The 22,305-nt window shown below is 72.8% G+C and carries 9 protein-coding genes; 5 read left to right on the top strand and 4 right to left on the bottom strand.

The genetic code is table 11. The features are described from left to right. The first annotated feature begins 773 nt into the window (after positions 1-773). Both ACFYYR_RS25915 and ACFYYR_RS25920 read left to right on the top strand, forming a co-directional pair. On the top strand, positions 774-12,035 hold the full coding sequence (locus ACFYYR_RS25915; protein WP_388858155.1) for an Ig-like domain repeat protein: 11,262 nt from the start codon (positions 774-776) through the stop codon (positions 12,033-12,035). 185 nt (positions 12,036-12,220) lie between these two features. Beyond that, positions 12,221-12,946: a DUF2470 domain-containing protein gene (locus ACFYYR_RS25920; RefSeq protein ID WP_388858158.1), complete on the top strand. Its 726-nt coding sequence runs from the start codon at positions 12,221-12,223 to the stop codon at positions 12,944-12,946. A 91-nt stretch (positions 12,947-13,037) separates the two neighbouring features. Here ACFYYR_RS25920 and ACFYYR_RS25925 read toward each other — a convergent pair whose 3' ends face one another. After that, positions 13,038-14,546: an FAD-binding oxidoreductase gene (locus ACFYYR_RS25925; RefSeq protein WP_388858161.1), complete on the bottom strand. Its 1,509-nt coding sequence runs from the start codon at positions 14,544-14,546 to the stop codon at positions 13,038-13,040. A 911-nt stretch (positions 14,547-15,457) separates the two neighbouring features. On the opposite strand from ACFYYR_RS25925, the gene ACFYYR_RS25930 reads away from it, so the two are divergent. Then, the gene (locus ACFYYR_RS25930) at positions 15,458-15,805 is read left to right on the top strand and encodes a YciI family protein (RefSeq protein ID WP_388858164.1); all 348 of its coding nucleotides are present in this window, start codon (positions 15,458-15,460) and stop codon (positions 15,803-15,805) included. Between the two features lie 2 nt (positions 15,806-15,807). Then, positions 15,808-17,043, top strand: coding sequence for an RNA polymerase sigma factor (locus tag ACFYYR_RS25935; protein WP_388858167.1), 1,236 nt, complete (start codon positions 15,808-15,810; stop codon positions 17,041-17,043). A gap of 125 nt (positions 17,044-17,168) precedes the next feature. Here ACFYYR_RS25935 and ACFYYR_RS25940 read toward each other — a convergent pair whose 3' ends face one another. Together ACFYYR_RS25940 and ACFYYR_RS25945 are read right to left on the bottom strand one after the other, a co-directional pair. Then, complete coding sequence (locus ACFYYR_RS25940; RefSeq protein ID WP_388858170.1) at positions 17,169-19,454, bottom strand: ATP-binding cassette domain-containing protein; 2,286 nt, start codon at positions 19,452-19,454, stop codon at positions 17,169-17,171. 54 nt (positions 19,455-19,508) lie between these two features. Further along, positions 19,509-19,895, bottom strand: a complete 387-nt coding sequence (locus tag ACFYYR_RS25945; protein ID WP_388858173.1) for a VOC family protein — start codon at positions 19,893-19,895, stop codon at positions 19,509-19,511. 180 nt (positions 19,896-20,075) lie between these two features. On the opposite strand from ACFYYR_RS25945, the gene ACFYYR_RS25950 reads away from it, so the two are divergent. Further along, positions 20,076-20,849: a TetR/AcrR family transcriptional regulator gene (locus ACFYYR_RS25950; RefSeq protein WP_388858176.1), complete on the top strand. Its 774-nt coding sequence runs from the start codon at positions 20,076-20,078 to the stop codon at positions 20,847-20,849. A gap of 39 nt (positions 20,850-20,888) precedes the next feature. On the opposite strand, the gene thrS is transcribed toward ACFYYR_RS25950, so the two are convergent. After that, positions 20,889-22,118 (bottom strand): threonine--tRNA ligase, encoded by a 1,230-nt coding sequence (gene thrS / locus ACFYYR_RS25955; RefSeq protein ID WP_388858179.1) that lies wholly within the window; start codon positions 22,116-22,118, stop codon positions 20,889-20,891. Positions 22,119-22,305: the final 187 nt, after the last annotated feature.

Here is a 22,305-nt window from a genome sequence, read left to right on the forward strand (position 1 = left end):
TGCCCGCACGGGGCTCCGGCTATCCCCCTCAGGGGTGCGGCGCCCCCTCACGAGGGAATCGAACGCGACCCGCCCGCGTCACCCCGCGACACCCCTTGGGCTTACCCGCCTATCCGAACTGTCGTACGGGCTTTCGTCCCGCATTCCCCGTGACGGGTCCTTGATCGCGGGCGTTGTCCGAGCACCTGTACGTCCGGCACGCGCCTCGGGAGGACCCATGGATCCACTGCCCGCCCGCACTCCTCGTCACGTCGTGTTCGAGAAGCCGACCGGCGACCGCCCCGGGGCGGGGAACCGGGGTGACGCCACGCGGCCCGCTCCGTCAGCCCCGTTCACCCCCGGACCGGAGGCGGGCGGCCCGGGTGTCCCGGCGCCGGGCCCGCCCCTGGTTCGGGCCGCCCCGCTCGCCCCTCCCTCCCCGCGCGATGAGCCGGGCGGGGCGAGGAGCAGCGGGCCGCCCGGCCCCGGGCCAACCGTGGTGCAGGGGGCGGGAATCGCCGTCGTCGTGCGACGGTGCCGTACGCGTGCCGAGCGCTGTGTGCGCCGCTTCAGCGCTCCCTCGTCCAGGGGAAAGGCGGTCCCGGCCATGGCGTGGCGGCGACCGAGCCGCGCTTACTGGGGATACCGGCCGATGGCCTGCCGTCCCCGTGACGGGTCGGCAGCGCGGCGATGTGCGCCCCGCCATCGGCCGGTCGCTTCCGGGCCCCCGGTGCAGCCACGGCGCAACCGGTCGATGAGCGGGCCGATCAGCCACACACCGGGAGGGCCACAGCATGGCTTCCACGATCACTCTGGTCAGTTCGTCGCCGAACTCGACGGTCCACGGGCAACCCGTGTCGTTCACCGCCACCGTCGTTCCGCTCGGCCCCGGGACTCCGACCGGTACGGTCACCTTCGTCATCCGCGGCGGGCCCACGCTGACCGCCCCCGTGGTCGCCGGCCGGGCGACCGTCTCCACCAACGGCCTGAGCCCGGGCACCTACAGTGTCACCGCGTTCTACAGTGGCGACTCCCGCTTCACCTCGTCGACGGGGGCCAGCGCACACCCCGTTCTGAAGGCGCTGACGACCACCTCTGTGTCGTCGTCGCCCGAGCCCTCGACGTTCGGCCAGCCGGTGACCTTCACCGCGTCCGTCGCCCCGGTTCCTCCCGGAGCCGGGACGCCGACCGGCATGGTGACGTTCTTCATCAGCACAGGGCCCAGTCTGACGGCACCGCTGGTGGACGGCACGGCACGGATCACGACCGGCGCTCTGGGCCCGGGCCTGCACGTGGTGGTGGCCATCTACAGCGGGGACATCAACTTCCTTCCCTCCACGGGCACCCACACCCATACGGTGCGGATCAGATCCGCCGCCACACTGACCACGGTGACCTCGGCGCCGGACCCGTCGAGCGTGGGGCAGCCCGTGCAGTTCACCGCCACGGTGGCTCCGCTGTCCCCAGGTTCGGGGACGCCGACGGGCACGGTGACGTTCTCCTTCGGCGACGGCACCCCCTCGGTGACCGTCTCGCTCTCCGGCGGTGTCGCGCGGGTGACGCATCCGTACGCGACCGCGGCGGGCAGCCCGTACACCGTCACGGCGGCCTACGGCGGCGACAGCAGTTTCGGGTCGTCGACCGGTACGGACACCCAGACGGTGCAACGGGCCGCCACCACCACCTCCGTGGCCACCTCCCCCGACCCGTCCGTCCCGGGGCAGCCGGTCAACGTCACCGCCTCGGTCGCACCCGCGGCCGGAGGCGGCGGTACTCCGACGGGCACCGTCACCTTCTCGTTCGGGGACGGCACTCCGTCGGTGACCGCGGCGCTCTCCGGGGGTGTCGCGACGGTGGCGCATCCGTACGCGAGCGCGGCGGCCAGCCCGTTCACGGTCACCGCGACCTACGGCGGGGACACCGCCTTCGGGCCGTCGACCGGTACGGACACCCACACCGTGGGGCGGGCGACGACGACCACATCGGTCGCCTCCTCCCCCGACCCGTCCGCGGTCGGCCAACCGGTGACGTTCACCGCCACCGTGGCCGGCCCGGGCGGGCGCGGCGCCCCCGCCGGCACCGTCACCTTCTCGTTCGGCGACGGGACTCCCACCGTCACCGCCGCGCTCTCCGGCGGCGTGGCCACGGCCACCCACACCTACACCAGTGCGTCGGGCAGCCCCTACACGGTCACCGCCGCCTACGGCGGGTCCGCCGACTCCGGACCCTCGACCGGTACGGACACCCAGACCGTGCAACGGGCCGCCACCACCACCTCCGTGGCCACCTCCCCCGACCCGTCCGTCCCGGGACAGCCGGTCAACGTCACCGCCTCGGTCGCACCCCTGCCGCCGGGAGCCGGTACGCCGACCGGCACGGTCACCTTCCAGTTCGGGGACGGCACTCCGTCGGTGACCGCGACACTGTCCGGCGGCATCGCCACCACCACGCATGTCTACGCCGACTCATCGGGCAGCCCGTTCACCGTCACCGCCACCTACGGCGGGGACACCGGCTTCGGGACCTCGACCAGTACGGACACCCACACCGTCGGCCGGGCCACGACCACCACCACGGTCCTCTCCTCCCCCGACCCGTCCGCGGTCGGCCAGCCGGCGACGTTCACCGCCACCGTCGTCCCCGGCCCGTCCGGGACGGGTCTGCCGACGGGCACGGTGACGTTCTCCTTCGGCGACGGCTCACCGGCCGTGGAGGCCCGGCTGTCGGGCGGCGTCGCCACCGTCGGCCACACGTACACCGGCGCGGCGGGCAGCCCGTTCACCGTCACGGCCGCCTACGGCGGGGACACGGTGTTCACGGCCTCGACCGGCACCGACACCCACACGGTGAACCCGGCCGTCACGACGACCACGGTGACCGGTTCCCCCGATCCGTCGATGACGGGCCAGCCGGTGACGTTCACCGCCGTGGTGGCACCGGTGGCGCCCGGCGCCGGATCGCCGTCGGGCACGGTCACGTTCGACTTCGGCGACGGTTCGCCCACCGTGGGAGCACCGGTCTCCGGCGGCATCGCGACGGTCACCCATGCGTACGGCGCCGCACCGGCCGGTCCGCTCACGGTCACCGCGGCCTACGGCGGGTCCGCCGACTTCGCCGGCTCCACCGGCACCGAGACGCACACCGTGAACCAGGCGGCCACCGCGACGGCCGTGGCCACCTCCCCCGACCCCTCGGTGGCCGGAGCGGCGGTGACCGTCACCGCGACGGTGACCACCACCTCCCCGGGGGCCGGTACGCCGACGGGCACGGTGACGTTCTCCTTCGGTGACGGCACCCCGTCGGTGACCGCGGCGGTCTCCGGCGGCGTCGCCACCACCACGCATGTCTACGCGGACGCGGACGGCAGCCCGTTCACCGTCACCGCCACCTACGGCGGGAACGCCGACTTCTCCGCGTCCACCGGCACCGACACGCACACGGTGGGCCGGGCGGCGACCACGACCGCGGTGGTCTCGTCGCCGGACCCGTCGGTCGTCGGTGAGCCGGCGACGTTCACCGCCACGGTGGCTCCGCTGTCCGGAGGCGCGGGCGAGCCGGCCGGGCGGGTCACCTTCGACTTCGGTGACGGGACCGCACCGGTCACGGTGTCCCTGTCCGGGGGCGTCGCCACCGTGAGCCACGCCTACGCCGGAGCGTCGGGGAGCCCGTTCACCGTCACCGCGGCCTACGCGGGTGACGCGGCGTTCGCCCCGTCCACCGGCACGGACACCCATGCCGTCGCCGCTGCGGCCACGGCCACCACGGTGACGTCGTCCCCCGATCCGTCGGCGGCGGGGCAGCCGGTGACCTTCACCGCCGTGGTCGCGTCGGTGGCGCCCGGCGCCGGATCGCCGTCGGGCACGGTCACGTTCGACTTCGGCGACGGCTCGCCGGTGGTGAGCGCGGTTCTCAACGGTGGTGTCGCGACCATCACTCATGTCTACGCGGACGCGTCGGGCAGCCCGTATGCCGTCACCGCCACCTACGGCGGGAACGCCGACTTCTCCGCGTCCACCGGCAGCGACACGCACACCGTCGACGCGGTGGCGACGACGACCTCGGTCACCTCCTCGCCGGATCCGTCGGCGGTGGACCAACCGGTGACGTTCACCGCGACGGTGACGCCGCAGTCGTCCGGAGCCGGAGTCCCGAGCGGCACGGTGACGTTCGCGTTCGGCGACGGCAGCCCGCCCCAGGCCGTGCCGCTGGCGGGCGGCGTGGCCGCGGTGACGCATGCGTACGCCGACGCGTCCGGGAGCCCCTACCAGGTCACCGCGACGTACCACGGTGACGACGGCTTCGCCGGATCCACCGGGACGGACCCCCAGTCGGTGGACCGGGTCGCCACCACCACCGCCGTGACGTCCTCGCCGGACCCGTCGGTCGCGGGCCAGGGGATCTCGTTCACCGCGACGGTGGCACCGGGCAGCGGAACCGGCACTCCGACCGGCCAGGTGACGTTCGACTTCGGGGACGGTTCCACCCCGGTCGCGACGGTGCTCAGCGGGGGCGCGGCAACGGTGAACCACAGCTACGCCGCAGCGACCGGCAGCCCGTACACGGTCACCGTCACCTACGGCGGCGATGCCGGCTTCGCCCCGTCCACCAGCACGGACACCCAGACCCTGGTGGAAGCGGCCACGACCACCACGGTGACCTCTTCGCCGGATCCGGCGCCCGCCGGGCAGGCGGTCCTGTTCACGGCAACCGTCGTCGCGGACTCAGTCACCGCCTCGCCCACGGGGAGCGTCGTCTTCGACTTCGGCGACGGCACCGCTCCGGTCACGGTCGCGCCGGCGGACGGCCTGGCGACCGTCACGCACACCTACACGGCGTCGGCCGGCAGCCCGTTCACGGTGACCGCCACGTACGGCGGGGACAGCGACTTCGCCGGGTCGGTGGGCACCGACGAGCACGAGGTGAGTGACGCGGCGACCACCACGTCGGTGGAGTCGCCGGAACCGTCCGTGGTTGGCGAGCCGGTGACCTTCACCGCGACGGTCGCGCCGGAGGTGCCCGAAGCGGGCACGCCGTCCGGCACGGTGACGTTCCTCTTCGGGGACGGCCTGGCGCCGGTGACGGTGCCGGTGGCCGGCGGCACGGCGACGGTCACCCACACCTATGAGAACGCGGCCGGCAGCCCGTTCACGGTCGCGGCCGCCTTCGAGGGCGACGAGGGCTTCGCCTCCTCCACCGGCACCGACACCCATGTGGTGGGCGCCGCGACGACGTCGACATCGGTGGTGTCGTCGCCGGATCCGTCGGTGGTGGGCCAGGCGGTGACGCTCACCGCGACCGTCACGCCGGAGGCGCCCGGTGCGGGTACGCCGAGCGGCAGTGTGGTCTTCGAGTTCGGGGACGGTTCGCCGACGGTCACCGCGGCGGTGTCCGGGGGCGTGGCGACGGCGAACCATGTCTACGCGACGGCCGCGGAGGACCCGTTCCCCGTGGTGGCGACCTATGAGGGGGACGTCAACTTCGCCGCCTCGACAGGCACGGACACCCAGACCGTCAGCCGGGCCACCACGGCGACGACGGTGACGACCTCACCGCATCCGTCCGCGCCCGGCCAGGCGGTCACCGTGATCAGTGTGGTGACGTCGGGCACCGCGGCCGCGGGCGCCCCGGACGGCACCGTCACCGTGAACTTCGGCGACGGGTCGCCGCCGGTCGTGCTGCCGCTGTCGGGTGGTGTGGCGACCGTCGTGCACAACTACCCCGCGGTCGGCGGCCCGTTCACCATCACGGCGACGTACGGCGGCACCGAGGACTTCACCCCGTCGGTGGGCACGGACACACACACCCAGCAGGACGACATCGTGACCACGACGACCTCGCTGGTGTCGTCGCCGGATCCCTCGGTCACCGGGCAGTCGGTGACGTTCACCGCGACGGTGACGCCGCTGACGTCCGGCGGGACCCCGACCGGTACCGTCACCTTCCTCTTCGGGGACAGCACTCCGTCGGTCACGGCCCCGCTCGTCGGCGGGGTGGCGACGGTCAGCCACACTTTCACCTCCGCGGTGGGCAGTCCGCACACGGTCGTCGCGACGTACAGCGGTGACGACGAGTTCAGCGCGTCCACCGGGCTCGACACCCACACGGTGAACCGGGCGGCCACCACGACCACGCCGGTGTCGTCGCCGGACCCGTCGGTGACGGGGCAGCCGGTGGCGTTCACGGCCACGGTCGCCCCGGTCGCCCCCGGTGCGGGGGTGCCGACCGGGAACGTGACGTTCGACTTCGGGGACGGCTTCCCCGCCGTCTCCGCGGCCCTCTCGAACGGTGCGGCAACGGTCGAGCACCCCTACGCCGGCGCGGCAGGCAGCCCGTTCACCGTCATCGCGACGTACGACGGCGACACCGGATTCGCCTCCTCGACCGGCACCGACACCCAGACGGTGAACCGGGCGGCCACCACGACCACGGTCAATTCCTCGCCCGACCCCTCCGTGGTGGGACAACCCGTCACCTTCACCATCACCGTCGCCGCCAACGAGCCCGGCGCCGGAACACCCACCGGCACCGTCACCCTCACCTACGGCGACAACACACCCCCCACCACCACACCCCTCACCGGCGGCACCACCACCGTCACCCACACCTACACCACCGCACTCGGCAGCCCGTTCACCGTCACCGCCACCTACGACGGCGACACCGACTACACCACCTCCACCGGCACCGACAGCCACACCGTCGGCCCCGCCTCCACCACCACAACCGTCACCTCCTCCCCCGACCCCTCCGTGGTGGGACAACCGGTGCTGTTCACGGCGTCGGTCACCACCCTGGCGCCGGGGGCCGGCACCCCGACGGGCACGGTCACCTTCTTCTTCGGTGACGGCTCCCCGGCCGTCACGGCCGCGGTCTCCGACGGGTCCGCGACGCTTCCCCACACCTACGCGCAGGTGTCGGGAAGCCCGTTCACGGTGACGGCGGTCTACAACGGCGACACCGGGTTCGTCCCGTCCACCGCTACCGACACCCAGACCGTCGGGCGGGCGGCCACCACCACGGTCCTGACGTCGTCCCCGGACCCGTCCTCGGTGGGGCAGGTGGTGTCGTTCACCGCGGCGGTCGCCCCGGACGCCCCCGGAGCCGGCACCCCCACCGGCACGGTCACCTTCGACTTCGGCGACGGCTCCCCGGCCCGCTCCGCGGTCCTCGCGGGCGGCGTGGCGACCGTCGAGCACACCTACACCGGTACGGCGGGCAGCCCCTACACCGCCGGCGCGACCTACGACGGCGACGCCGACTTCGCCCCGTCCACGGGCACCGAGCCGCAGACGGTGAACCGGGCGGCCACCGTGACCACGGTGACCACGGCACCGGACCCGTCGGCGACGGGACAGGCGGTCGTCGTCACGGCGACGGTGGTCCCGGACCGGGCCGAGGCCGGCACGCCGCCCGGCGCGGTGACGTTCGTCTTCGGCGACGGCACACCGTCCGTCACCGCGCCGCTGGCCGACGGCGTCGCCACCGTCACGCACACCTATCCGAGCGCGGACGGCAGCCCGTTCACCGTCAGCGCCGTCTACGGCGGGAGCACCGACTTCACCTCGTCCACCGGGACGGACACGCACACCCTCGTTGCGGCGACCACCACGACGTCGGTGACGTCCTCGCCGGACCCGTCGGTGACCGGGCAGCCGGTGACCTTCACCGCGACGGTGACCGCCGACGCGCCGGGTTCCGGAACGCCGACGGGCACCCTGACGTTCGTCCTCGGCGACGGCAGCGCACCGGTGACCGTGCCCCTCTCCGGCGGAACCGCGACGGTGACCCATGTGTACGACACCGCGGCGGGCAGCCCGTTCACGGTCACCGCGGCCTACGGCGGCGCCATCGGTTACGCCTCGTCGACCGGGACCGACACCCAGGTGGTGACGCAGGCGTCGACGGTGACGTCGGTGGTCTCCTCGCCGGACCCGTCCGTGGCGGGCCAGGAGGTCTCGTTCACCGCGACGGTGACACCGCAGGCACCCGGCGCCGGCTCACCGACCGGCAATGTGCTCTTCGACTTCGGGGACGGCTCGGTGCCGAAGACGGCGGCCGTCTCCGGCGGTGCCGCGACGGTGACCCACGCCTACGCCGGCACCTCCGGCAGCCCGTACACCGTGACCGCCACCTATGAAGGGGACGCCGGGTTCGCCCCGTCGACCGGCAGCGACACCCATGCCGTGGACCACGCGGCCACGGCCACCACGGTCGTCTCGGCGCCGGATCCCTCGGTGGCCGGTGAGAGCGTGACCGTCACGGCGACGGTGGCGGCGCAGGCTCCCGGGGCCGGATCCCCCACCGGATCCGTCACCTTCGTCTTCGGCGACGGCACACCCCCCGTCACCACCCCCCTCACCGGCGGCACCGCAACCACCGACCACACCTACACCTCAGCCTCCGACACCCCCTACACCATCACCGCCACCTACCACGGCGACCCCGACTTCAGCTCCTCCACCGGCACCGACACCCACACCGTCGCCACCGCAACCACCATCACCACCATCGGCTCCGCACCCGACCCGTCGGTGGTCGGCGACGCGGTGTCGTTCACCGCGACGGTCACGCCGGAGGCTCCCGGCGCGGGGTCCCCGACGGGCCGTGTGGTGTTCGACTTCGGGGACGGCACCCCGCCGGTGACCGCGGCGGTCTCCGACGGGGTGGCGACCGCGGCCCACACCTACGCCTCCGCGGCCGGCAGCCCGTTCACGGTCACCGCCGGCTACCAGGGCGACGCCGGGTTCGCCCCGTCCACGGGTGCGGACACCCAGACGGTGACCCGGGCGTCCACGTCGACCACGGTGACGACCTCGCCCGATCCCTCCGAGTTCGGCGAAGCGGTCACCGTGATCACGGTGGTGACGCCGGGAAGCGCCGAGGCGGGAACACCGAACGGCACGGTCACGGTGGACTTCGGGGACGGCAGCCCGCCGGTCACCACCGCGCTCTCCGGGGGCGTGGCGACACTCACGCACACCTACCCCTCCGAGGGCGGAAGCTTCACGGTGACGGCCACCTACGGCGGGACCGCGGACTTCACTCCCTCGGCCGGGACCGACACCCATGTCCAGGAGCCGGAGTTCGTCGCCACCACCACCACGGTGGTGTCGTCGCCGGACCCGTCGGTGGTGGGCCAGGCGGTGACGTTCACCGCGACCGTCACGCCGAACACCCCCGGCGCCGGTACGCCGACCGGCACGGTCACCTTCCTCTTCGGTGACGGCACTGCGCCGGTGACGGCGGTGCTCAGCGGCGGGACGGCGTCGGTCACCCATCTCCCGCCCTCCGCGGCGGGGAGCCCGTGGTCCCTCGTCGCCACCTACAGCGGCGACGCGGACTTCAGCGCCTCCACCGGCACGGACAGCCACACGGTGAACCGGGCGGCCACCGCGACCGCGGTGACGGTCTCTCCGGAGCCGTCGGTCACGGGACAGCCGGTGACCGTGACGGCCACGGTGGCGCCGGTGGCTCCGGGCGCGGGGGTGCTGACCGGGAACGTCACCTTCACCCTCGGCGACGGCTCCGCGCCGGTCTCCGCGGCTCTCGTGGACGGGGTCGCGACCATCACCCACACCTACGGCTCCGCGGCCGGCAGCCCGTTCACGGTCGCCGCCGGCTACGAGGGCGACATCAACTTCGAACCGTCCACCGCGACCACCGCACACCTGGTGCGGCCCGCCTCCACCACCACGCGGGTGGCGTCCTCCCCGGACCCGTCCGTGGCCGGCGAGCCGGTGACCCTCACCGCCACGGTGACCGCCGAAGCGCCGGGCGCCGGTACCCCGGACGGCACGGTCACCTTCGCCTTCGGCGACGGCAGCGCACCGGTGACCGCGGCCCTCTCCGGCGGCGTGGCCACCGTCGCCCATGCCTACGCCAGTTCGGCGGGCAGCCCGTTCACCGTGGTGGCCACCTACGGCGGCACCGCGGACTTCACCTCCTCGGCCGGCACGGACACCCACACGGTGGCCCCGGCATCGACGACGACGTCGGTGTCCTCCTCGCCGGACCCGTCGGTCGCGGGCCAGCCGGTGACGTTCACCGCCACGGTGACGGCCGACGGAGCGATCATCGGCGCGCCGGACGGCGCGGTCACCTTCACCTTCGGCGACGGAACACCGGCCGTCACCGCCCCGCTGTCGGGCAGCGTGGCCACCGTGGTCCACACCTACGACAGCGCCGCGGGAAGTCCGTTCACCGTGGTGGCCACCTACAACGGCAGTCAGGACTTCAGCGCCTCGACCGCCACCGAGACGCACACGGTGCACCGGGCGCCGACGACCACCACGGTGACGTCGTCGCCGGACCCGTCGGTGACCGGACAGCCGGTGACCTTCACCGCGACCGTGGCGCCGCAGGCGCCCGGCACCGGCACACCCACCGGCACGGTCGCCCTCGACTTCGGGGACGGCAGCGCACCGGTGACGGCCTCGCTGTCGGGGGGAGTGGCGACGGCCTCGCACGTCTTCGCGGGCACCGCAGGCAGCCCGTACACCGTCACCGCGACCTACGCCGGCGACGTCAGCTACGGCCCGTCCACCGGTACGGACACCCAGACCGTCGGCCGGGCGGCCACCACGACCCTGGTGACCTCCTCGCCCGACCCCTCCACGGTGGGCGGGCCGGTCACCTTCACCGCGACCGTGGCGCCGGTGACGCCCGAGGCGGGGGTTCCGAGCGGCACCGTCACCTTCACCTTCGGGGACGGCACACCGCCCTCGAGCGCCGCCGTGTCGGGCGGCACGGCCACCGTGACGCACACCTACACCAGCACGGCCGGCAGCCCGTACAGCGTCACCGCGACGTACGGCGGCAACGCCGATCTCGCGTCGTCCGCCGGGACGGACACCCAGACGGTCACCCAGGCGCCGACGGCCACCACGGTCTCGTCGTCGCCGGACCCGTCGGTGGCCGGGCAGCCGGTGACCTTCGCGGTGGCGGTGACGACGGCCGCCCCGGGCGCCGGCACACCGACCGGCACGGTCGTCCTCGATTTCGGGGACGGCACCCCGACGGTGACCGCCCCGCTCTCCGGCGGTGTGGCCACCGTCGCGCACACCTACACGGCGGCGGGCACCAGCCCCTACGCGGTCAGCGCCGCCTTCACCGGCAGCACCAACTTCGGTCCGTCCTCCGGGACCGACCCCCACACCGTCAACGCGGCGGCCACCACCACCACGGTGACCTCGTCGCCGGACCCGTCGGTGGCGGGCCAGTCGGTCACCTTCACGGCCACGGTGGCCCCGGTCTCCCCGGGCGCCGGCACTCCGACAGGCAGCGTCACCTTCACCTTCGGCAACGGCGGCGCACCCGTGACGGCCACCCTCTCCGGCGGCGTGGCCACCGTCGCCCGCACCTACAGTGCCGCGAGTGCCGCCCCCTACGCGGTCACCGCCACGTACAACGGCACCGCGAGCTTCGCTTCCTCGACCGGCTCGGACACCCAGACGGTCGGCCGGGCCGCGACCGGCACCGCGGTGACCTCCGCTCCGGACCCGTCCCAGGCCGGGCAGTCGGTGACCGTCACGGCCACGGTGACCCCGGTCTCCCCCGGCGCCGGCACCCCGGACGGCACGGTCACCTTCACCTTCGGCGACGGCAGCGCACCGGTGACGGCCACCCTCTCCGGCGGCGTGGCCACCGTGCCGCACACCTACGCCGCGGCCGCCACCGGCTCGTACACCATCAGCGTCTCCTACAGCGGGAGTTCGAGCTTCTCCCCCTCCACCGGAACGGACACCCAGACGCTGAGCCGGGCCGCCAGCAGGACGACGGTGGTCTCTTCGCCGGACCCGTCACGGTCCGGACGGGACATCACGTTCACCGCCACGGTCGCACCGGTCCCGCCGACGACCGGAACGCCCACCGGCACCGTCTCCTTCGTCATCAGCGGGAAGGCTCCCGAGGTCGCGCCCCTCGTCGGGGGCACGGCCACGATCACCACCCAGCCGCTGAGCGTCGGCACCCACTCGGTCACCGCCACCTACAGCGGCAACGCCGACTTCAGTCCCTCGACCGGGGTCGACACCCACACCGTGGTGTCGGCCGGCTGACCCGGGCGGGGCGCCGAAGCGTCCGCGTCCCGCAGCCGTTCTCCTCCGGCGGCGGCACCCCCGGGTGCCGCCGCCACCCGCTCGCGACCACCGGTTTCCGTTCCGGTTCCGGCCGGTCGCGCACTGGCACTGACCCCCAAGACTAGGTTAGGTTAGGCATACCTAACCAACCGATGGAGATCCGGATGCGCCTCTTCACCACTCCTCCCGGGCTGCCGACGAGCGCCGAACGGATTCGCACCGTTCTCACCACCGCCACCTCGATGACCATGGTCACCGAGGGGTACCGGACCGAGGTCACCCGGCTCGCCGGTCCGGGCGCGGCGGAACACATCCACCTCCATCCGCTGATGCCCGGCGACTCCCTCACCGCAGGGGCGCCCGTCCCACCCGAACTGGTCCCCGCCACCCTGGAGTTCACCGACATCGCCCCGATTCCGGTACGGGACCGGGTGCGGGCCCGGGTCACCGTGTCGGGGTGGCTGAAGGCCACCGAGGGGCCCTCCCCGGACGGCAGTCACTGCATGGAGTTCGCCGAGGCGGCTCTGGAGACCGCGAACGGGCGCGCCACGGTGGGGCTGGACGAGCTCATGGCGGCCGCGGCGGATCCGCTCGCCACCTGCGAGGCCGGGATGCTCACCCATATGGCCGACGATCACAGCGACCTGGTGATGCTGCTGATGCGCCTGGTCGACCCGGGCCTGGTCCAGCACGTCCTGCGCGCCGTGCCGCTGGCCATCGACCGGTACGGCATCACCTTGCGGCTGGAGTACGCCCGGAGCCACCAGGACGTCCGGCTCCCCTTCCCGTCGCCGCTGACCGACGCCGACCAGGCGGGCGTTCGGATCCACGCACTGCTGAACATCGCGCGCCGCTGCTCGCACCGCGGGCGCCTGCTGCACGACTCGTGAACGCGGCCGGCGGTCCGGGACCCGCTCCGGCCGGAAGCCCCGCGAAGGGCGGCGGTCAGCCCCCGGGACCGGTGTCCCGGGGGCTGACCGGTCAGCAGGACGCGGGCGGAATGCTCTGCTCGTACTGGAAGACGTTGTGGGGGTCGTACTTCTGCTTGATCCTGCGCAGCCGGTCGACGTTCCGCCCCCAGTAGGCGGTTTCCCATTCCTGCATGCCGACGTTCGGCACGTTGACGTAGGCGCCGTTGACATAGGGCCGCAGCGCCTGGCTGAACTCGGCGATCCAGGCCTGGGCGACCGGGGTGAGTTCGTCGCCGCTGTCCGGTTCTCCACGCGTCCCCCAGCCGGCGCCGGGCTCGGAGTAGAAGAGCGCGTCGCGGTGCGGGAACGCCGTGCCGCCGCGGGGCGGTCTCCTGACCGCGCCGCCGAAGGCCTGGGTGAAGAAGTTACTGTCGTCCGTGGGGGCGTCCCGCATGAAGGAGGCGATCACGTCGATCGCCTTCCTCGGGAACGGCTCGGTGGTGAACTGCGAGAAGAACTTCCAGTTCGCGGGCTCGTCCTCGGTCGGAATCTGGAATCCCGTGTAGATGTCGCCCCAGTTGCCGGTCTCCGCCGAGACCTCGGGCGTGCCGACCGACAGGATCGGGGCCAGCAGCTTCTTCGCCTCCGCCTCCGTCCCTTCCGCGAGAACGCCGAACAGCAGGATCTGGTTCCGGTGGATCTCGAGCTGGGTTCCGAGGCGCTTGTCGGCGCTCGGTGCCGTGCGCTGCCAGGCGTCGAAGATCCCGCGCAGGTTCCCGATACCGTCCCAGGTCGCCTGCACGTAGGCGACGCTCCTCAGCGGGGACGCCTGGTAGGTGAGTGAGGTGACGATCCCGAAGTTGCCGTTCCCCGCCCCGCGGAGGGCCCAGAGCAGGTCGGCGTTGTTCCTCAGGTCCGCCTTGATCACCTCGGCGCGGTCCGCGCCCTTCGCGACGACGACCTCGGCACCGATCAGGCCGTCGCAGGCCATGCCGAGGTAGCGGGTCAGGAATCCGAAGCCGCCGCCGAGCGTCGCGCCGGACAGGCCGACGCTGCCCTCCGTTCCGGTCGTCACCGCGAGGTTCTTCTTCGCGAGCGTGGTCACCGCTTCCAGCTGGTTGAGCCCGGCTCCGACCGTCGCGACGCGCGAGGCGGTGTCGATGCGGACCGACTTCAGTTCGCTGACGTCGATCACGATGCCGTTGTCCACGTTCGACCAGCCCTCGAGGCTGTGGCCCCCGCTCCGCACCCGCAGGGCGACATCGTGCTGCCGCGACCACGCAAGGGCGTTGACCACGTCCTGGGTCCGCTGGGCGTAGACGATGACCAGCGGATAGTGAACGAAGAGCTCGTCCCAGCCGAGGCTCGCATCCGCGTACCCGGGGTCGTCGGGGCGGACGATACGGCCGGTCAGCCGCGCCTGCCCGCCTGCCGCGCTGTCAGCCGCCGCGCTCGCAGGCGCCGTGCTCGCGGCGCTCGCAGCCGGGGCGCCGGCGGCCGTCACGCCCGGAAGAACGACGGAGCCGACACCGGCGGCCGCCGATGCCTTGATCAGGCCGCGACGGGAAAAGTCGTGCATGGTCCGTATCCTCTCGACCGGATACGCCAGTGTGCGGCCGGGGCAGATCTGGTCCGCCGGCTGGCGCGTCGAATTCGTGGGGGATTTTCCGGCCGAAGAGTAACAAGGGGTGATCGTGAGGCTGTTCTTCGACACGCCCATTGCAGGCGGTCGCCACTTTACTGCGGAATGGCGCAGCGGAATGGCGCAGCGGAATGACGTGGCCGAGAGCCGGTGCATTAGCCCGGCCGGGTTTATTCGGCGGCTCGGCGGTCGCGTTGCCCGCACGAGTGGCCATGACGTCGCGACTTCGGCGATCGCCCTGGATTCGCCGGGATCCGTCACCTCGCGAGGGTGAGCTCGGGGCGGGGCCAGGCCGGGCGCAGGAGTCACCGCGCCCCCGAATGTGATCGCGGAGTCCCCCTGCCCCACTGTCCGACGGCTGCAAGTGATGCCGTTACAGAAATCCGCGGCAGGCGCGTCCGGCTTCCCATTCGGAATTCATCGACGGATCCTCCGCGAGCCGGATTGCTTACACCAGGAGGAACCTTCCTCAAAATGGCGGGAGTTCCTTCACATCCGGATACGCAGACACACAGAAGCAATTCCGGGATTCAACTTTCCCGTTTCGCGGCAGCGGCCTCCGATGGACCGGCCTCATTGCCTGCTCTACGGGGTCGAGCCCGACTCTCGCCGCTTCCCACACGGGGCGGCCCGGCCTCCGGCCGGGACTGCGCTCCGGTCCGCGTCCGGCTGGTAACCCGTGCCGCGCACGGCAGTCAACAGCCCAGCCGGCCGCAAGATGCCCCCAGAGGCCGATGCGGGAAGAATCCTGGACAGTGGCGGCGCTCCCTGTCGTTCCGGCCGGTCCCCGTTCGTGTAGGGGGTGAGAGGCCGGCACCGGGCCGGCACCGCCACCGATGGAGGACGTCATGCAGCAGTACCTGCTCAGCATCTACCAGCCCGACGGTGACCCTCCGCCGCCCGAGGTGCTGGACCCGATCATGCGGGATGTCCGGGCCGTGAACGCCGAGCTCGAGGAGGCCGGTGCCTGGGTCTTCTCCGGCGGGCTGCACCCTCCGGACACGGCGACCGTGCTGCGGCCGGGCGAGTCGGAGGTGCTCACCACCGACGGCCCGTACCTCGAGGGCAAGGAGCACATCGGCGGGTTCACGGTCATCCGGGCGCCCGATCTCGACGCGGCACTCGAATGGGGGCGCAAGCTGGCCCGGGCCACCACGCTGCCGATCGAGGTCAGGCCGCTGTCGCACGGAGCCTGAGGGTGCCGTCCGACCGGCCGGAGGTGGACGCAGCGGAGATCGAGCGGGTGTTCCGTGCGGAGTACGGCCGCTCGGTCGCCGTCCTGGTCCGCGTCCTCGGCGACATCGACGCCGCGGAGGAGGCGGTCCAGGACGCGTTCACCACGGCGGTGGAGCGCTGGCCCGGCACCGGCCTGCCGCCGAGCCCCGCCGGGTGGATCATCACCACCGCCCGGAACCGGGCGATCGACCGCCTCCGCCGGGAGGCGTCCCGCGCGGACCGGCACGCCCAGGCGGCGCTGCTGCACGCCCGCGACGAACCGGTCGAGGAGGGACCCGTGCGCGACGACCGGCTCCGCCTGATCTTCACCTGCTGCCACCCGGCCCTCGCCGCACCGGCCCGGGTGGCCCTGACCTTGCGGCTGCTGGGCGGGCTCACCACCGCGGAGATCGCCCGCGCCTTCCTGGTGGCGGAGCCCACCATGGCGCAGCGGCTGGTGCGGGCCAAGGCGAAGATCCGGGACGCGCGCATTCCGTACCGGGTCCCGGCCGACGCCGATCTGCCGGACCGTCTGCGGGACGTGCTGGCGGTGGTCTACCTCGTCTTCAACGAGGGCTACACGGCGAGTTCGGGCGAGGAGCTGGTGCGGACGGACGTCTCCGCCGAGGCGATCCGGCTCGGCCGGCTCCTCGCTGCCCTGATGCCCGACGAGCCGGAGGTACTGGGCCTGCTCGCGCTGATGCTGCTGATCGATGCCCGCCGGCCCGCCCGCAGCACCGCGGACGGCGGGATGGTGCTGCTGGCCGATCAGGACCGCGGCCGGTGGGACCGCGCCCTGATCGCCGAGGGGCAGGCCCTCGTGCGGGCCTGTCTGCGGCGCGACCGGCCCGGTCCGTACCAGATCCAGGCGGCGATCAACGCCGTGCACAGCGACGCGGAGAGCGCCGAGGACACCGACTGGCGGCAGATCCTGCGGCTGTACGACCAGCTCCAGGCGCTCGCACCGAGCCCGGTGGTGGCACTGCACCGGGCGGTCGTGGTGGCCGAGGTCGACGGGCCGGAGGCGGCGCTGGCGCTCGTCGACGGCCTGGCCCTCGACCGGTACCACCTGTTCCACGCCGTGCGCGCCGATCTGCTGCGGCGGCTGGGCCGGGACGCCGAGGCCGCGTCCGCCTACGGGGCGGCGATCGACCGCACCGGCAACGCGGCGGAGCGCGACCTCCTGGAACGGCGGCGGGCGGGGCTCGGGCCGGGGTGAGCCCCGGCAGGCGGCCGTTCTCGCGCCGTCGTGCGGCGGTACCGCCGCACGGCGTGATCGAGAAGGCCGGGCAGCGCGCAGCCCGAGTCCGCGGAGCGGACCGTGGGCTCACCGTGCCGGCGCGGTCACCCCGAGACGTACGCCCGCAGGTGCCGCGCCGTCAGGGTGTCCCCGTGCGCGACGAGATCGGCGGGCGTTCCGGTGAAGACCACACGGCCGCCGTCGTGACCGCCGCCCGGTCCCAGGTCGATGAGCCAGTCGGCGTGGGCCATCACGGCCTGGTGGTGTTCGATGACGATGACGGAGTCGCCGGCGTCGACCAGGCGGTCGAGCAGGGCGAGGAGCTGGTCGACGTCCGCCGGGTGCAGGCCGGCGGTCGGTTCGTCCAGGATGTAGACCGTGGACTTCTCCGCCATGTGAACGGCGAGTTTGAGTCGTTGCCGCTCGCCTCCCGAAAGGGTGTTGAGTGGCTGGCCGAGCCGCAGGTAGCCGAGGCCGACATCCATGAGCCGTCGAAGGACCGCATGGGCCCGGCCCGAGGGGAAGAAGTCGTGGGCCTCGGCGACGGACATGGCCAGCACCTCGCTGATGTTCCTGCCGTGCAGGCGGTAGGTCAGCACCTCGGGCGTGAACCGCCGCCCGTCGCACTGTTCGCACACCGAGGCCACTCCGGCCATCATGGCCAGGTCGGTGTACACGAGCCCGATGCCGCCGCAGTTCGGACAGGCACCGGCCGAATTCGCGCTGAACAGCGCGGCCTTGACGCCATTGGCCCGGGCGAAGGCGGTGCGGATCGGGCTCAGCAGCCCCGTGTAGGTGGCCGGGTTGGAGCGCCGGGATCCGCGGATCGGTGACTGGTCGGCCACGGCCACGCCGTCCCGCTGGGCCAGGTAGCCGTGGACGAGGGAGCTCTTCCCGGATCCGGCGACGCCGGTGACCACGGTCAGGACCCCGAGCGGGACCTCCACCTCGACGTCCTGGAGGTTGTGCAGGTCCGCGCCTTTGACGGTCAGCCCGCCCCGCGGTTCCCGGGTCCGCTCGCGCAGCCGCGCGCGGTGCTCCAGGTGCCGTCCGGTGAGGGTCCCGGAGGCCCGCAGCCCGGGCACGTCCCCGGTGTAGCAGACGCGTCCTCCGTCGCTGCCCGCCCCGGGGCCCAGGTCGACCACGTGGTCGGCGATCGCGATGACCTCCGGCTTGTGCTCGACGACGAGGACCGTGTTGCCCTTGTCCCGGAGCCTCAGGAGCAGGCCGTTCATGCGCTCGATGTCGTGCGGGTGCAGCCCGGTGGTGGGTTCGTCGAAGACATAGGTCACATCGGTCAGGCTGGATCCGAGGTGGCGCACCATCTTCACGCGTTGCGCCTCGCCGCCGGAGAGCGTGGACGAGGTGCGGTCCAGGCTCAGATAGCCGAGGCCGATCTCGACGAGTGACTCCAGCAGCCGGCGCAGACCGGACAGCAGCGGTCCCACGGAGTGGTCCCCGATGCCGGCGAGGAACGCGGCGAGGTCGCTGATCTGCATCGCGGAGCACTCCGCGATGGTGACGCCGTTGATCCTGGAGGACAGTGCGGCCGGGTTCAGGCGGGTGCCGCCGCAGTCCGGGCAGTCGGTGAAGACGACGGCCCGGTCCACGAAGGCCCGGATGTGGGGCTGCATGGCGTCCCGGTCCTTGGCCAGGTGGATCCGCTGGATCTTGGTGACGAGCCCTTCGTAGGTGAGGGTGTTCGAGCCGACCTTGACCTTGGTGGCGCCCCCGTGGAGGAACTCCTCCCACTCCCGCGCCGTGAAGTCCCGCAGCTTCCGGTCGGCGTCGATGCGCCCGGACCGGGCGATGACCTGCCAGTACCAGGAGCCGACGGCGAATCCGGGAACGGTGATCGCGCCGTCGTTCAGGGAGAGGTCACGGTCCACCAGCTGATCGACGTCGATCCTCGACGCCTGGCCGAGCCCTTCGCATCGAGGGCACATGCCCTCGGGGCTGTTGAAGCTGAAAGCGGTCGAGGTTCCGATGTGCGGCTCGCCGAGACGGCTGAAGACGATCCGCAGCATGGTGTACGCATCGGTGACGGTCCCCACCGTGGACCGGGAGTTGGTCCCCATGCGCTCCTGGTCGACGACGATGGCCGCGCTCAGATGGTGCAGCCCGTCGACGTCCGGACGGGCCTGGCTCCGCATGAAGGACTGGACGAAGGCCGGGTACGTCTCGTTGATCAGGCGCTGGGACTCCGCGGCGATGGTGCCGAAGACCAGCGAGGACTTCCCGGAGCCGGACACCCCGGTGAAGACGGTGAGCCGGCGCTTGGGCAGGTCGAGCGAGATGTCCGCCAGGTTGTTCTCCCGGGCTCCACGGACCTGGATCGTGTGGTGGCTGTCGGCGGGGACGAGCCGATCGCCGTGCGGCGGGGTGGTCATGTCCGGTCTCCTCGGGTCGGGCACTGCTCGGCTGACGGCTCTGCCCAGCGCCGCTCACCGGTCACCGGAGGCGTTCCAGTCGAGCAGTTCGACGACCACGCCGTTCGGGTCGGTGACCTGGAAGAGACGCTCGCCCCAGGGCTCTTCGCGCAGCGGCAGGGTGATGGCGACGCCCGCGTCCCGCAGCCGCCGGTACTCCCCCTCCAGGTCGGCCACGGTGAAGGCCAGGATCACGCCGCCGGCGTGCCGGTCGCGGAATCCCTCGGGAAGCACGTCCAGCCCGCGCCGCAGAAAGATCACATGCGGGGCTCCCGCACGGCCCAGGGAGACGAAACCGTCGGCGGACATGGCCTCCTTGAAGCCGAAGTGCTCCGTCAGGAACGTGGCGGAAGCCCTGACGTCGTCGACGGTCAGAGCCACGGAGGTGGCGGTGATCTGCACGGATTCTCCTGCCGCAAGGGGGTTCGGCCGGTCGGCGTCGCGTCGGCCGGACCCGTCCCAGTGAAACTCTATACAACGTACTCTATACAGCATACAGAGTTTGCGGAGTTTCTCCTCCGGAGCGCGGAGCGGAGGCACCCGCGGCGCGGGGGCCCGGGCCGGACAGGAGAGGATGGGCGCATGGCGAAGAACCGGAGCGGGACGGGCGACCCGGCCCGCACGCTGGAACTGCTGTGGCGGAAGCCCGGGCACGGCCGGGCGGGCCGCGGCCCGAAACAGGGCCTCACCGTCGACGCGATCGTCGGCACGGCGATCACTCTCGCCGACCGGGAGGGCATCGACGCGGTGACCATGCGCGCCCTGGCCCAGGAGCTGGGCGTCACCCCGATGACGCTCTACACCTATGTCCCCGGCAAGGCCGAACTCCTCGACCTCATGCTGGACACCGTCCACCAGCGGATGCCCCGCCCCGAGCACACCGCGACGACACCCTGGCGCGCCCGGGTCGAGGCGGTCGCCGAGGCGAACCGCGCCCTCTTCCGGCAGCACACCTGGGTAGCGGCGCTGAACGTCACCCGCCCGCCCCTGGGGCCGGGTTCGATGGACAAGTACGAGCACGAGCTGGGCGCCTTCGAGGGGCTCGGGCTGGACGACGTCGAGATGGACGCCTCGCTGGCGCATCTCCTCGCGTTCGTCCAGTCCACCGCCCGGGCCGCGATCGACGCCCAGGCGGTCGCCCGCGACACCGCCCTGTCCGACGCGGACTGGTGGGCCGCCAACGCCCCACTGCTGGGCCAGGTCTTCGACCCCTCCCGCTACCCGCTCGCCACTCGGGTGGGAGCTGCGGCCGGCGAGGCCCACAACGCCCCCTCCAGCCCGGAGCACGCGTACGCGTTCGGGCTGGCGCGCGTCCTGGACGGTTTCGCCCGGCTCATCGAGTCCCGCTCGGGCTGACCGCGGCGCCGGACGAGCGGATCCGGTGGCGCCCCGGCATCAGGCCGGGACGGGGTCGTCCCACAGCTTGGTGCTGTGCGCGCCGGCCAGGCCGGCGACCCGGTCCAGCACCTCGGTGGCGGGCCGGGCGTCCAGGCGTCGCCCGTCCCGTAGGCGGAGCGCGACCCGGTCGTCGGCGGCTTCCCGGGCGCCGATCACCGCCTGATAGGGCACCAGGCGGGCGGCCCGGATCCGGGCTCCGAGGGTGCCCTCCCGCGGCCCGGCGAGCTCCGCGCGCAGCCCCCGTTCGCGGCAGCGGCGCGCGAACGCCTCCGCCGCGGGCACCTCGGCCTCGGAGACGGGCAGCACGGCCAGTTGCACGGGGGCCAGCCAGGCCGGGAAGGCACCTCCGTGCACCTCGAGGAGCTGGGCGACGGCCCGTTCGACGCTGCCGATGACGCTGCGGTGGACCATGACCGGCCGGTGCCGGGCGCCATCGGCCCCGATGTAGTGCAGGTCGAACCGCTCGGGCTGGTGGAAGTCGACCTGGACGGTGGAGAGGGTGGCCTCGCGCCCGGCTCCGTCGGCGATCTGGACATCGATCTTGGGGCCGTAGAACGCGGCCTCCCCCGCGACGGCCTCGTACGGCACGCCGGACCGGTCCAGGACGTCCCGCAGCACGGTGGCCGCACGCTCCCACATCGCCGGGTCGGCGACGTACTTCCCGCCGGCCCCGGGGAGGGAGAGCCGGTAGCGGACGGGCACGATGCCCAGGGCCCGGTACGCGCGGCTGATCAGCTCCAGGGCGTCCCGGGCCTCGTCGGCGACCTGCTCCTCGGCGCAGAAGATGTGCGCGTCGTTGAGCTGGATGGCGCGGACCCGGGTGAGCCCGCCGAGGACGCCGGAGAGCTCGGACCGGTACATGCCGCCCAACTCCGCGATGCGCAACGGCAGTTCCCGGTAGCTGTGGGAGCGGGAGCGGTAGATCAGGGCGTGGTGCGGGCACAGACTGGGGCGGAGGACGACCTGTTCTCCCCCGAGGTCCATCGGCGGGAACATGTCGTCGCGGTAGTGGTCCCAGTGCCCCGAGATCTCGTACAGCTCGCGTTTGCCCAGCACCGGTGAGGACACATGGCGGTAGCCCGCGCGGCACTCGGCTTCGCGGATGTACTCCTCCAGGGTGTGCCGCAGCGCCGCGCCGTCGGGCAGCCAGTACGGGAGCCCGGCACCGATCAGCGGGTCGGTGCCGAACAGGCCCAGTTCGCGGCCCAGTCTGCGGTGGTCGTGCATGGTGGTCTCCTCACGGACGGGAGGCGAGTGACCACACGGCGAAGCCCCGGGGCACTCACCCCGGGGCTTCGGACGGAACAACGGTCAGCGCGCCGGGACGGTCTCCGGCGTCGTCGTCATCGCAGCGCGCTTCATACCGGCAAGCTAGCAGGCAGGGACCGTCCGGCCCCAGGGGTTTTCGCGGGGC

The sequence above is a fragment of the Streptomyces sp. NPDC001922 genome, assembly GCF_042891165.1.
Lineage (GTDB): Bacteria > Actinomycetota > Actinomycetes > Streptomycetales > Streptomycetaceae > Streptomyces.

Coding starts and splice junctions, on each gene's coding strand:
- ACFYYR_RS25940 (WP_388858170.1), bottom strand. CDS start 19,454: ATGACCACCCCGCCGCACGGCGATCGGCTCGTCCCCGCCGACAGCCAC.
- thrS (WP_388858179.1), bottom strand. CDS start 22,118: ATGCACGACCACCGCAGACTGGGCCGCGAACTGGGCCTGTTCGGCACC.
- ACFYYR_RS25930 (WP_388858164.1), top strand. CDS start 15,458: ATGCAGCAGTACCTGCTCAGCATCTACCAGCCCGACGGTGACCCTCCG.
- ACFYYR_RS25950 (WP_388858176.1), top strand. CDS start 20,076: ATGGCGAAGAACCGGAGCGGGACGGGCGACCCGGCCCGCACGCTGGAA.
- ACFYYR_RS25915 (WP_388858155.1), top strand. CDS start 774: ATGGCTTCCACGATCACTCTGGTCAGTTCGTCGCCGAACTCGACGGTC.
- ACFYYR_RS25920 (WP_388858158.1), top strand. CDS start 12,221: ATGCGCCTCTTCACCACTCCTCCCGGGCTGCCGACGAGCGCCGAACGG.
- ACFYYR_RS25925 (WP_388858161.1), bottom strand. CDS start 14,546: ATGCACGACTTTTCCCGTCGCGGCCTGATCAAGGCATCGGCGGCCGCC.